Consider the following 12,992-nt stretch of genomic DNA (forward strand, 5'->3'; position numbering starts at 1 on the left):
CGCCCATCCGAAAGGGAGACTCCATGCTCTTAGACCGCCCTGAGCGTCGCCACCGCGCACGCGTCGCCAAAACCACCGCCGCCCTGGCGGTGGCCCTCCTCGCGACCGTCGTCCCGGCCCAGGCCGCGCCCGCCCCCACGGCCCTTTCCACCCCCGACGCGACGGCCGCTTCGGCCGGTCTGGACCGCAAGGCGCTCGGCGCCGCGCTGGACGCGGTCCACGCGGCGGGCATGTACGGCGTGAACACGGAGGTCAGAGACGGCAGCCAGGCGTGGCAGGGCGCCACGGGGCTCGCCGACGTCGGCGCGGGCCGCCCCATGAGGCCCCAGCTCCAGCACCGCGTGGGCAGCGTCACCAAGGCGTTCACCTCGGTCGCCGTGCTCCAGCAGGTCGCCAAGGGCCGCATCGACCTCGACGCCCCGATCGGCCGCTACCTCCCCGACACCGTCCCCGGCGAGCGCGGGCAGGCGATCACCGTACGGATGCTGCTCAACCACACCAGTGGCATCGGCGACTACATCCCGGGCGCGTTCCCCTCCCTGCTGGAGAAGTCGACCAAGAGCCTGGACGACAACCGCTTCCGCTACTTCCGGCCCGAAGAACTGGCCCGCCTCGGCGTCGAGGCCGAGCCCACCGGCAAGCCCGGCGAGAAGTGGTCGTACTCCAACACCAACTACATCATCGCCGGGATGCTGATCCAGAAGGTCACGGGCGAGGACCCCGAGGCGTACATCACGCGCAACGTCATCCAGAAGGCGGGGCTGCGCAACACCTACTTCCCGCGCTCCCCGTACATATCCGGACCGCACCCCAGGATGTACGAGTCGTTCTACGGGCTGATCGACCCGCCGCGCGACTACAGCGTGTACGACATGTCGTGGGGCGGGACCGCGGGGGCCCTCGTCTCGACGACGGGCGACCTCGACGACTTCTACCGCAAGCTGCTGCGCGGCCATCTCCTGCCCGCCGCGCAGCTCCACGAGATGCAGACCACGGTGCCGGTGCTCGGCGAGAACGGCGAGGTCGTGATGGGCTACGGCCTCGGTGTGGCCGCCGTCGACCTGCCGTGCGGGCGGTTCTGGGGGCACGACGGAGCGGTGTTCGGAGCCGGGACGTCCGTCCTGTCCAGCCCGGACGGCCGGCGTCAAATGGCCACCGCCTACAACCTGATGAAGTATCAGAAGCTGGACAAGGACGGGAAGGTGCAGCCGAGCCCGATCGACGCCGCGCTCGACGGCTTCTACCTCCAGGCGCTGTGCGGCAAGGACGCGGGCGACCGGACGGGCAAGCCCGCCGCCCCCGCCGTGCCGCTCCCACGCACCCAGGATCTCGCCCCGGCGACGGCCCCGCGCCTGTGACCGATCGCCCAACCTGCCTCGGCGGTCCGCGCTTCGGACCGCCGAGGCCCCGGTGGGTCAGCCGAACGACAGGGCCGCGTTCACCCTGGCGTTCGGCGTCGGGTTCTCCACCCGGTTGTTGAGCATGAACAGCCGGCCTCCCGCCCAGGCCAGGTGCGGCGAGAAGAAGCTGCGCTGGGCGTCGGCGGCGGCCGGGGGGCTCTGCAGGAACACCTGCGGAACGCCGCCCGCCGGGGCCAACGTCGCGACCGCGGAGCCCAGTTGGGGCCCGGCGTCCAGGTAGACCACCACCTTGCCGTTCTCGACGGCGAGCGGGCGCACCTTGCGCGCCTGGGGCGGGTTGGAGCGCCACTTCTCCTTGCCGGTGTTCAGGTCGACGGCGACGACCTGAGTGCCGTCGGCGTCCTTGGTCATGTCCGTGTCCTTGCCGTCGGCCGCGACGTACAGCGTCTGGGCGTCGGCCACCGAGCCGTAGCAGTACTGGAGTTGGTCGACGCTCTGCCCCCAGCCGCTGCACGTACTGGGCATCTGGAACTTCGGCTCGGTCTGGGAGCGGAGCTTGCCGTCCGGGGTGAACGCGAGGATCTTCCAGGTCTTGCCCTCGTGGGGGAGCGCGGTGACGACCAGCGGGTCCACCGACAGGACCTGGCCGATGCGCCAGCCCTTCTCGTACTGGTAGTTCCACTTGGCCTTGCCCGTCACCGGGTCGAGCTCCTGGAGCAGGTCGCCCGGCTGGTCCTTGAAGTCGTTCGGGTTGAAGCAGAACCCCGCGCTGATCAGCCGGGCGCCGCCGGCGAAGCCCTGGGGGCTGCAACCGCCCTGCCCCTGCAGGTCGTACAGCTTGTGGCCGTCGGTGACGGAGAAGCCGGTCGCGCCGCCCGACCAGGCGACCGCGACGGTGTCGCCGGAGATCGCCATGTTGAGGGTGAGCGCGGAGTTGGTGGGCTTGTCCTCGGCCCTGACCGCCTTCCAGCCCGCCTTGCCGGAGGCCAGGTCGATCTGCTGGAGGACCTTGCAGTGGGCGCCCTTGGTGTTGCTCTCCAGCACGCCGACGACCAGCTTGTTCTGGGCGGACGGCGCCCGCGGCACCCCGCACAACGGGGTGTCGAAGGTGACCTTCCACCGCTCCTTGCCGTCGGCCACCCCGTAGCCGGTGACCTCCTTGTACATCGCCTTGACCATCACGTCGCCGACCCGCCACGGGCCGTACTGCCAGGCGCCGTCCTTGACCAGCGGAGTCCTGTTCTCGTTCAGCCAGACGTGTGCCTGGCCCGCCGTGATGCCCGCGTTGGGGTCGTAGTCGCCCCCGCCGTCGCCGGTGCCCTTGCCGTCGCCCTGGTCGACGGAGGGCGAACCGGAGGGAGTGGGGGAGGCACTGGGCTCGGCGACGGGCTTGCCGCTGTCACCGCCGGTCGTCGCGAGGTAGACCCCGCCGCCGATCACCAGGAGGCCCGCCACTCCGGCGGCCACCATCAGAGCTCGCCTGCCCCGGAACGGGGCGCGGCCGGCCGGGGGCGGCGCCATCGGCGGCTGCTCCGGCGGCCCGAATCCGCCCGGCTGCGGCTGTGCGTAAGGGTTTCCCGGTACGGGCCCCTGCCCCGCAGGCATCGGGTGTCCCTGCCCGTAGCCGGGCCGGACCGGTGGCGGCTGCCGCTGCTCCGAGGCGGGTGGCAGCAGGCCGGCGCCGGGCCACTGGAAGTCGTCCGGCCGGTGCGGATCCAAGTTCCCATCGGGGTCCGGCAGTTCTCCGGAGTTACGAGCGGTCATGCGTCCAGTGTGACGGGTGGGGTGGATTCTGTGGAGTGGCTTTCTGACATGGCAACAGCGGGGTGAGTCTCGGCAGCCTCCATGCCGTACGGGAGTTGAACGTGGCCTGATTCGAACCGGCCGTGTTCCCAAGCGCCGCCGCCGTCCCCAATGCTCTGCCGGGGAAACGGCGACGGAGCGAGAGGGGACGGGCACGATGACCGATGCTCAGCGGACCGGCTCGGCAGTGGGCGGCGGGGTGGGAGTGGCGGGCACCGCGGCCGCGGAGGGCATGGCCCCGTTCGACGACCTCTACGATCAGCCCGATCCCCGGGCCTACTTCAGGGTGCTCGGCCCGCTCGAATACCGCACGCCGGGCCACGCGCAGCACATCTTCCGGCGGCTGCGGTCCGCACTGGACGCGGCCGCTCCGCCCGACGGTCCGCCGCTGACCGCGCTCGACCTGTGCTGCTCGTACGGCATCAACGCGGCCCTGCTCAACCACGACGTGACGCTGGAGGACCTGTACCAGCGCTACACCTCGCACGAGGCCGTCTCGATGAGCACGGCCCAACTGGCCGAGTGGGACCGGGAGTTCTACACCGCGCGACGCCGTCGCGACCCAGTCCGCGTCGTCGGGCTCGACATCGCCCCGCACGCCGTCGCCTACGGGCGGGCCGTCGGGCTACTCGCGGACGGGTTCGCCGAGAACCTTGAGGACGCCCCGCCCAGCCCGGCCCTGCGCCGCGCGGTGCGCGAGGCTCGGCTGATCACCGTGACGGGCGGCACCAGCTTCCTGTCGCCACGCACCTTCCGGCCGCTGCTCTCCGCGGCGCGCGGACCGGTGTGGGTCGCCTCGTTCGTGCTGCGCACCACCGCGTACACGGAGATCTCCGGGTGCCTCGCCGCGTTCGGCCTCGCCACCGAGCGGGCCGCGCCCACCTTCCCGCAGCGCCGCTTCACCGACGAACGCGAACGCCGCTATGCCATCGACACGGTGACCGCGGCCGGGCACGACCCGGAGGGCAAGGAGTCGGACGGCTACTTCCACACCGCCCTGCACCTGTCGCGTCCCACCAGCGATGTGGTGATGACACCACTCGACACCCTGGTTCCATAGCCGGACACACCACTGCCGCCCCGCACTTCGCGGGGCGGCAGTGACGTGCTCGGTCAGTTGCCGGACGGGGCGTTCGCAGCGGTCACGTTGACGGCGGCCCAGGCCTTGTCCACCGTCTTGTACTCGGTGCTGCTCGCGCCGTACAGGTCGGCGGCCGCGCTCAGCGTGGCGGTGCGGGCGTCGTGGAAGTCGGTCGTGGAGACCATGTACCGGGTGAGCGCCCGGTAGAAGATCTGCGTCGCCTTGTCCCGGCCGATGCCGGCCACCGTCGAGCCGTCGTAGGTCGGCGAGTCGTAGGCCACCGAGTTGATGGTCTTCTTGCCGCTGCCCTCGGCCAGCAGGTAGTAGGCGTGCGAGGAGACGCCGGAACCCGCGTGGACCTCGGTGTCGTACGACGCCGTCGACCAGTAGTCGACCGTGCCTTCGAGCTTGTCGAGGGACGGCTTGTCCAGGCGGCGCAGGAACTTCTGCTGCAGGCCGAGCTTCTCGCCCATCAGGTAGTTGGGCGGGTTGTTCGGGTTGTTGGTGGCGAACTCGACGTTGCTGCCGAAGATGTCGGCGAGCGACTCGTTCAGCGCGCCGGGCTCGCCGAACTGGTTGTCGTTGGCGTCGACACGGGTCGGCTGGAGGTTCGCCGTGGCGTCCACGACACCGTGGGTGAGCTCGTGGCCGGTGACGTCGAGGACGACGAGGGGCTGCGCGAAGGTCTGCCCGTCACCGTCGCCGTACAGCATGCAGCCGCAGTCGGAGGACCAGAAGGCGTTGCCGACCTTGCTGCCGAAGTGCACAAGGGCGTGCGCGCCGGCCCCGTCGTTCTTGATCCCGTTGCGGCCGAACGTCTTCTTGTAGAAGTCGAGGGTGCTGGTGATGCCGTACTGCGCGTCGACGGCGGCCGTGGAGCGGTCGCTCGCCCTGCCGGTGCCCCAGCGGTTGGTGGTGCTGGTGAACGCCTTGCCGCCGGTGAACTGCTCCAGCTCCTTGTTGCCCGCATCGCGGGTCTCGGTCTGGCCGCGGCTCGGGTCCTTGAGCGTGAAGGCGCTCTTCGCGGTCTGCGTGGTGGTCAGCGACACGCTGCCGACGAACAGGGACGAGCCGGTGCCGGTCGCCTGTGCGGGGAAACCGGTCGCGGCGGACGAGGCGAACGGGGCCGGCGAGGCCGTACCCAGCGCGGGGCTGAGCTTCTGGCCGCTCTTGCGGAGCTTCTCCTGGACGCTGGGCGACAGGAACGAATCGCTGGCCGGGGTGTTGCTGAGGACCGTGCCGGTGGCCGCGTCGACGACGACCGTACGGCTGCCGGACTCGGCGGTGGAGCTGTCCTTCACCTGGATCTGGTAGGCGAGCGCCGAGCGCCCGGCGCGGGCGTCGACCACGAGCTGGGCGGCGCCGGCGGTGCCCTTCGCGATGGCGGCGGCCTTCGCCTGGGCCTGTCCCGCCGTCACCTTGGCGCTGGTGGTGGGAACGTCGACCTGGTGGCGCAGTGCCCGGGTGACACCGGTGTAGCCGGATCTGGCGTCGAGGTGGATGACGAGGTCGCCGCCGAGGACCGGGAGTCCGCGGTGCGAGCGTATGAAGCGGACGTGCTGCTTGCCGTCGGCGTCGACCAGGACGTCGGTGGCCTGAAGTGTGTCGTCCTTGCCGACCCCGGTGGCGGCGGAGTGGGCGACGGCCGCGGTGCGGGCCGCGTCGATCACCGGCTGGAAACCGGCGCTCGCGGCGGGGGCGGTGGCCCCCTGGGCGGTCGGGGCGGCGAAGGCCGTGGCCCCGCTTCCCGCCGTGATGGTGACGGCCGTGGTGACGGCCAGGGCTATCGCCAGGCTGCGTATGTGGGGTGTACGCACGGTGGGGGGTCCTTAGAGGGTGCGGGGGCGGTCGGCTCAACAACCACCCGTACGCACGGTGCTGTTGTGCACCGTGGGGACCGTGTGGTCCCGGCCGAAACCCTGCTATGCCTGGCATGAACATGTAAAGAGGGATGATCGAGTTCTGCGCTCCCGGAACCCAGATTTAACAATTGCCCGGGACTTCGATGGCCGGAAGGTGTCCAACTCCCCTCACCGGCCCAGATGCATGATCACGCCGAGGGGTTGCCCGCCCCGCGCAAGGTTTGGGCGAAGGTCCAGGTACGGAGTTCGCGTTGCCCAACGAACCCGGCTCGTACGTCTGTTGCCGACCGGAACCCGACGAAGTTCGTCCTTTTCAGGCGTACGCCCCGTCCGTCACGGAAAGGTAGGTGCCGTGCCAACGGACGACGAAACGGCCGACGGATTCGCAGCGGAGCTGCGGCGCCTGCGAGGCCTGCGCAAGGTGTCCCTCACGGGACTGGCCCGCTCGATCCACTACAGCAAGGGATACCTCAGCAAGATCGAGAACGGCAGCAAGCCGCCCACCCTCGACGTCGCCCGCCGCTGCGACGACGCGCTAGGCGCCCAGGGCGAACTCGTGCGCCTGCTCCCCAAACCGGCGGCCGTGCCCGCTGCGCGCACCGCGCACGGCGGCCCCGCCGAGACGGCCCTGTGCCCCTACCGCGGGCTCGCCGCCTACGGGCCGCAGGACGCCGCGTGGTTCTACGGCCGCGAGAGCGCGACGGCCGAACTGACCGGACGGCTCGCCGAACGGATGGGCCGCGGCCCGCTCGCCGTGGTCGCCCCCTCGGGTGCCGGGAAGTCCTCGCTGCTCCAGGCCGGGCTGCTGCCCGCGCTGCGCCGCGGCGCCCTTCCCGTACCCGGCTCCGACGGCTGGCCGGTCGTGGTGTGCACCCCAACCGCACACCCGCTCAAGGAACTTCTGCGCTGCGCTGCCGACGTGCTCGGCGCGGCGGGCGCGGAGATCACCCCCGAAGCGCTGGCCGCGCGCCCGCGCACCCTGCTCGACGCCTGCGCGGCGCACGGCCGCAGCCCCGGCCTGGTCCTCGTGGTCGACCAGTTCGAGGAGGTCTTCACCCTCTGCGAGGACGACCGCGAGCGCCGCGACTTCGTCGCGGTCCTCCACTCCCTGGCCACCGCCCGCAACCTCGACGGCGTCACCGCCCGCGCCGCCGTCGTGGTCGGCCTGCGCGCCGACTTCTGCGGCCGCTGCCTGGACCACCCGCACCTCGTGGAGGTCTTCACCCACGGCCTGTTCGCGCTCGGCCCGATGTCCACCACCCAGCTGCGCCAGGCCATCACAGGACCCGCTGAACGTGCCGGGCTCAGCCTCGAACCAGGCCTGGTGGAACTCCTGTTGAGGGATCTGGGCACCGACTCGGCGGCCTCCGTCGGCTCGCTCCCCCTGCTCGCGCACGCCCTTCTCGTCACCTGGCAGCAGCGCACCAGCCGCACCCTGACCGTGGCCGGCTACGAGACGACCGGCGGCATCCACGGCGCGGTCGCCCGCACCGCCGAGTCGGTCCACGCCCGGCTCGACCCGGCCGAACAGCTGACGGCCCGCCAGCTCCTCGTCCGCCTCGTGCACGTGGCGGACGACAGCGCACAGACCCGCAGACCCGTCGAACGCGACCTGCTGATACGGCAGTTGACCGACCCCGAGTCCGGCGCCCGCGCCCTCGACGCCTTCGTCCGCGCCCGCCTCGTCACCGCGGGCAGCGAGGCGGTGGAGATCACCCACGAGGCCCTCCTGTACGCCTGGCCACGGCTGCGCGGCTGGATCGACGCCGACCGGGCGGGCCTGGTGATGCGCCAGGAGGTCTCCGACGCCGCGACCCAGTGGGTCCGGGCCGGCCGCGACCCGAGCCTCCTCTACCGGGGCACCCGCCTGGCCGCCGTGCGCGACCGGACGCAGCAGGCCTCCGACCGTGCCCAACTCGGGCCGGTGGAGCGCGAGTTCATCGATGCCTGCGAGGCCGAGGAAGGGCGCGGGGAGCGCACGGCCCGGCGCCAGACCCGGATCCGCCGCGCCCTGCTCGTCACCCTCGCCGGGCTCCTCGCGGTCGCGGTGACGGCCGGAGCCCTCGCCTTCCAGCAGCGTCAACGGGCCCTGGACCAGAGCCGCACCGCCCAGTCGCAGGCCCTGGCCGTGCGCTCGGGTGCGCTGGCCGCCGGGCAGCCGGAGGCCTCCATGCTGCTGGCCGCCGACGCCTACCGCACCGACCGCACCCCGCAGGCGCGAGGCGCCCTGCTCAGTACCCAGGCGCAGTACTTCGACGGGCGGCTGCGCGGCCACTCGGGCCCGGTCAACTCGGTGGTGTTCAGCCCCGACGGCAAGACCCTCGCGACGGCCAGCTCGGACGCGAGCGTGCGGCTCTGGGACACCGTGAGCCACCAGGTGACGGCCACCCTGACCGGCCACACCGGAGCGGTCACCTCGGTCGCCTACTCCGCCGACGGCACACGCCTGGCGACGGCGGGCGCGGACGGCACCGTCCGGCTCTGGGACGCCGCCACCCACCGCATGACCGCGATCCTGCCCGGCCACCAAGGGGCCGTCCGCTCCGTGGCGTTCAGCCCCGACGGCCACACCCTGGTGTCGGGCGGATCCGACCGCACCGTACGCCTGTGGAACGTGCCCGACGGCACCCCGAGCGCCGTCCTCACCGGTCACACCGACGCGGTGATGGCGGTCGCCTTCGCCCCCGACGGGCACACCGTGGCCTCGGCATCGGCCGATCGCACCGTACGGCTCTGGGATGTGACGGACAGTCAGCTGCCGGTGATCCTCACCGGCCACAGCGACCAGGTGCTCGGCGTGGCGTTCAGCCCCGACGGCCACACCCTGGCATCCGGCGGCGCCGACCGCACCGTACGGCTGTGGAACCTGCCCGACGCGACCCTGCGCAGCGTCCTGACCGGGCACAGCGACGACGTCAACGCCGTCGCCTTCACGCGGACCGGAGACACCGTCATCAGCGCCAGCGGCGACGGCACCGTCAAACTGTGGGACGCCGTGAACCACCGGGTGGTCGCCACCCTGTCCGGCCACACCGACTACGTCCTGGCCGTCGCCGCCGGGCCCGACGAACGCCTCGCCACCGCCGGGTTCGACCAGTCCGTGGTGCTGTGGGACCCGGGCCGCTCCGCGCTCACCGCACGGCCGTTCACCGAAGCGTGGCAGTCCGCGTTCTCACCCGACGGCAGCCTCCTCGCCTCGGCGGAGGCGGACCGCACCGTCCGGATCTGGGACGTCGCCCACCACCGGCTGCGCACCACCCTCACCGGCCACGACGGCTCGGTGTTCGCCGTTGCCTTCTCGCCCGACGGGCGCCTCGTCGCCTCCGCGGGCGCCGACCGCACGGTCAGACTCTGGGACGCGGCGACCGGCCGCCCCGAGGCGACCCTGACCGGCCACGACGGCTCGGTGTTCGCGGTCGCCTTCTCGCCCGACGGTCGCCTTTTCGCCTCGGCGAGCGCCGACCGCACCATCACCCTCTGGGGCGTCGCCACGCGGAAGCCGTACGCCACGCTCCACGGCCACGAGGACTTCGTCAACGCCGTCGCGTTCAGCCCGGACGGCCGCACCCTGGCCACCGGCAGCGACGACCTGACCGTCCGGCTGTGGGACGTGAACGACCCGGGTCACGGGCCGCGTTCCGTCCTTCGCGGCCACACCGGCTCGGTGCGCTCGGTCGCCTTCGCCCCCGACGGCCGCACCCTGGCCAGCGGCGCCAACGACGGCACCGTACGCCTGTGGGACGTCGCCCGCGGCACGGCGGCCGGCGCTCTCGCCGGGCACAGCGGCTCGGTGCGCGCGGTCGCGTTCAGCCCCGACGGCAAGACCCTCGCGAGCAGCGGCAGCGACCAGACCGTACGCCTGTGGAACCCCGATCGCGGCGAGCAGATCGCCACCCTCAGCGGACACGCCGGCGCCGTCTGGGGCGTCACCTTCGACCCCGGCCGGCCCGGCACGCTGGCGAGCAGCAGCAACGACGGCACCGTCCGGCTCTGGAACACCGACGTACCCCGCCAACAGGCCGAGGTGTGCCGCCTGTTGGGCGACACCGGGCCCGAACGCTGGGCCCACCTGCTGCCCGACCTGCCCTACCGGCCCCTGTGCCCGTCCGTCAACTGACCTGCGGACCCGGGGGTGTTTCCCGCGTGTTTCCCGTTTCCCGTCGGCACGGGAGACGGCCGCCACCTCGACAGCGACCCTCCGCACGGCACAGTCTCGAACCACCGCGGCAGATGATCCGGCTCCGCACAGGAGCATCTGCCGCGTGCCAGGCACCGGCCCGGCGCACGCACGGAACGTACGACGAAACGGGGAAACAGACATGCACCATACGCTGGTCAGAGCGCGGCGCACCCTCGCCGCGGCGGGCATCGTGGCGGCCTGCGCCATTGTGCCCGCCGCCCAACTCTCCTCTGCAGCACCCCAGTTGAGGGTGGCCTCAGCGGCCGCCGGAGGCTGTGACGTGCTCGCCCCCGGAGCCTCGGCCACCGCCGAAGCGGCGGTCCGGGCGGCCTGCTCCCAGCTCGGCATCTGGTACACGTGGGGCGGTGGCCACGGACCGCAGCCCGGCGCCACCTACGGGCAGATCGACCCCACCGACCCGGCCAGCAACCACGACCCGGAGCGGCTCGGCTTCGACTGCTCGGGCCTGGTCCGCTACGCCTACGCCCGGGCGACCGGGCAGGACATCCTGGCCGGCAACTCCAACAGCCAGTACCACTCCTCGCACGTCACCGCACGCTTCGGCGCGGCCCAGGGCACCGGGCCGCTGCTGCCCGGCGACCTGATGGCCTGGGGCGGCGACAACTCCATCCACCACATCGCCGTCTACCTCGGCGCGGGCAAGATGGTCGAGGCCCGGCAGTCCGGCACCCATGTGATGGTCAGCGACGTGCGGCTCGGCGGCGACTACAACGGCGCCGTACGCATCGGCGCGGACCCGGGCCAGAACGGCACCTTCTCCACCTGGGGCACCGACGTGTGGACGCACGCCGAACCGTCCACCACGAGCGCCCGGGTCAACAAGTTCACCGGCCCGACCCGCGTGAAGGTCGGCTGCCAGAAGCACGCCCAGCTCGTCGAGGCCGAGGGCTACCGCAACGACGCCTGGTCCTACCTGCCCGACTACAAGGCATGGATCACCAACATCTACATCCAGGGATCCGCCTGGCTCGACGGCGTCCCCACCTGCGCCTGAACAGCCCGGCCCACCTACGCACCCACACCCGCAAGGAGTTCACCGTGAACGCACGCAAGAAGATCGCCCTGTTCCTCTCGGCCACCGCGCTGACCGCCGGCCTCACCGCGACCGGGCTGCCGGCCGCCGTCGCCGCACCCGCCGGGCCCGCGGCCGAGTGCGGGGTCCGCTCGGACGGACGGCTGTACTGCGGCAACGCGGTCGGCGCGAAGGGCTACGCCGACCGCTCCTACCGCTCGGCCACCCGCGGCACGCTGACCACCGACTTCAACTGGTTCGTGTGCTGGGGCCACGGCGACCCGCACCAGGGCGGAAACGACATCTGGTACTGGACGCAGCTCGACAACGGCGCCTGGGGCAACGTCCCGGCCGTCAGCCTGAGGACCGGCCAGGACCCCGCCCCCGGCCTGCGCGAGTGCTGACCCCGGCACCCCTCTAGAGCACCGGGCCGCTCGTCGATCCCCCGACGGGCGGCCCGGCCAACTCGCATTCCTGTCGCTGTAATTGATGGTGCGTCAGGGGCTGATCGGGTGGCTCGTCACGGGAAGAGCAGGGAATCCTGCGGCCCGATTCCCTGCGCCGTCGCGAACAGTGAACTGAGCCCCGCGTCGAAGCGCGCGGTGTACGAGACGTCGTCCGCGAGGCCGCCGCCCCGCTCGGCGCCGCCGAGCACCCCGACCACGGTGCTCCCGCCGTCCGGCGCCGAGATCACCCACGGGCTGCCGGACACCCCGGTCGAGAAGCCCGCACACCGGGCTTCGCGGAAGTCGCCGTAGGCGGGCCGGGAGTCCACCGTGCAGGTGTGCTGGCCCGGCCTGTCGTGCGGATAGCCGATGAGGGTGACCCGGGCGAGGACATCGGAGAGCCGTTCCGGGTGCGGGGGCACACGGAACGCGGAGCCGACCGCCTCCTGCACGCTTCTGCCGCCGACCCGGGCCACCCGCACGAAGGCCCAGTCGTACGGCCAGTTCTCGGCGCCGTCGCGAGCCCCGGTGAACCGCGGGTCAGGCAACGCGGCCAGGACCGGCCACTGGCCCTGGGGGGTGATCCCGTCGTGATAGCCGGGCGCGAACGAGGCCCCGTCCAGCGGAAGGCAGTGCGCCGCCGTCACCAGCAGATCGCCGTGCCTGCTGTCCACCACGGCGGCCGTGCAGGACTGCTCACCACCGGGCCGCAGGAAGACCCCCACCACCGGGTACGAGCAGGCCGACCGCAGGTCGTGCGGGACCGGGCGGAGGTGCTCGGCCGCACACGCCGCCGACTGTTGTGGGCGCGAGCCGCGGTGGCCCGCGCCGTCGACCCCGGAACCGTCGAGGGAGCCGCTGTGGTGCGCGGCAGCCGCCCCGGGCGGTCCGGCCGAGGGCCCGGCTGCCCGGGCCGGCGAGGCGACCGCGGTGGCGGCCTCGTCGTCCCGGGCCGGGCAGATCGTCAACGTGCAGGTGAGCACCGTGATCAGAACCGCCCACCGGGCGACTCCGAGCATCGCCCCGAGCCGGCCGCCACCGTGCGTATTTCGTCTCATAAGCACCCTGGCGAGGCTAGGGCCCGGACACCGGAAGGAGCCGCGTCGACACGACCGCCATCCGGGCTCAAAACGTTCGGGCGGCCTCGGCACCGCCGAGACCCTGCGAGCGGGCGCCGGCTGAGGGAAGCTGGGAGGGTGCACGCGGGGCCCCGCCCGCAGGAGGTG

At 72.4% G+C, this 12,992-nt stretch carries 8 protein-coding genes; 5 read left to right on the forward strand and 3 right to left on the reverse strand.

The window, feature by feature from the left end; all coding sequences use genetic code 11:
* Positions 1 to 23: 23 nt before the first annotated feature.
* A complete protein-coding gene (locus tag ADK54_RS18645) occupies positions 24 to 1,358 on the forward strand; it encodes a serine hydrolase domain-containing protein (RefSeq protein WP_234392123.1) in 1,335 nt (444 codons plus the stop codon).
* A 57-nt stretch (positions 1,359 to 1,415) separates the two neighbouring features.
* On the opposite strand, the gene ADK54_RS18650 is transcribed toward ADK54_RS18645, so the two are convergent.
* Complete coding sequence (locus ADK54_RS18650) at positions 1,416 to 3,125, reverse strand: PQQ-binding-like beta-propeller repeat protein (RefSeq protein WP_159047834.1); 1,710 nt, start codon at positions 3,123 to 3,125, stop codon at positions 1,416 to 1,418.
* 196 nt (positions 3,126 to 3,321) lie between these two features.
* Here ADK54_RS18650 and ADK54_RS18655 point away from each other — a divergent pair, with 196 nt between their 5' ends.
* Positions 3,322 to 4,224, forward strand: a complete 903-nt coding sequence (locus ADK54_RS18655) for a hypothetical protein (RefSeq protein ID WP_234392124.1) — start codon at positions 3,322 to 3,324, stop codon at positions 4,222 to 4,224.
* Between the two features lie 53 nt (positions 4,225 to 4,277).
* On the opposite strand, the gene ADK54_RS18660 is transcribed toward ADK54_RS18655, so the two are convergent.
* Positions 4,278 to 6,062: a M4 family metallopeptidase gene (locus tag ADK54_RS18660; protein WP_053726777.1), complete on the reverse strand. Its 1,785-nt coding sequence runs from the start codon at positions 6,060 to 6,062 to the stop codon at positions 4,278 to 4,280.
* Positions 6,063 to 6,459: 397 nt separating this feature from the next.
* Between ADK54_RS18660 and ADK54_RS18665 the strand changes: the two genes are divergently transcribed.
* The 3 genes from ADK54_RS18665 to ADK54_RS18675 all read left to right on the forward strand — a co-directional run bounded on the left by ADK54_RS18665 (position 6,460) and on the right by ADK54_RS18675 (position 11,724).
* Complete coding sequence (locus ADK54_RS18665) at positions 6,460 to 10,224, forward strand: helix-turn-helix domain-containing protein (protein ID WP_063802005.1); 3,765 nt, start codon at positions 6,460 to 6,462, stop codon at positions 10,222 to 10,224.
* Positions 10,225 to 10,426: 202 nt separating this feature from the next.
* Positions 10,427 to 11,302, forward strand: a complete 876-nt coding sequence (locus ADK54_RS18670) for a C40 family peptidase (protein ID WP_053726778.1) — start codon at positions 10,427 to 10,429, stop codon at positions 11,300 to 11,302.
* Between the two features lie 44 nt (positions 11,303 to 11,346).
* Positions 11,347 to 11,724, forward strand: a complete 378-nt coding sequence (locus ADK54_RS18675) for a hypothetical protein (RefSeq protein ID WP_053726779.1) — start codon at positions 11,347 to 11,349, stop codon at positions 11,722 to 11,724.
* A gap of 116 nt (positions 11,725 to 11,840) precedes the next feature.
* Here the strand turns inward: ADK54_RS18675 and ADK54_RS18680 are convergent, their stop codons facing one another.
* Entirely contained in the window at positions 11,841 to 12,824 is a 984-nt protein-coding gene (locus ADK54_RS18680; RefSeq protein WP_159047835.1) for a trypsin-like serine peptidase, read from the reverse strand.
* Between the last annotated feature and the right edge of the window lie 168 nt (positions 12,825 to 12,992).

This window comes from Streptomyces sp. WM6378, assembly GCF_001279695.1.
In the GTDB taxonomy this organism is placed as follows: domain Bacteria; phylum Actinomycetota; class Actinomycetes; order Streptomycetales; family Streptomycetaceae; genus Streptomyces.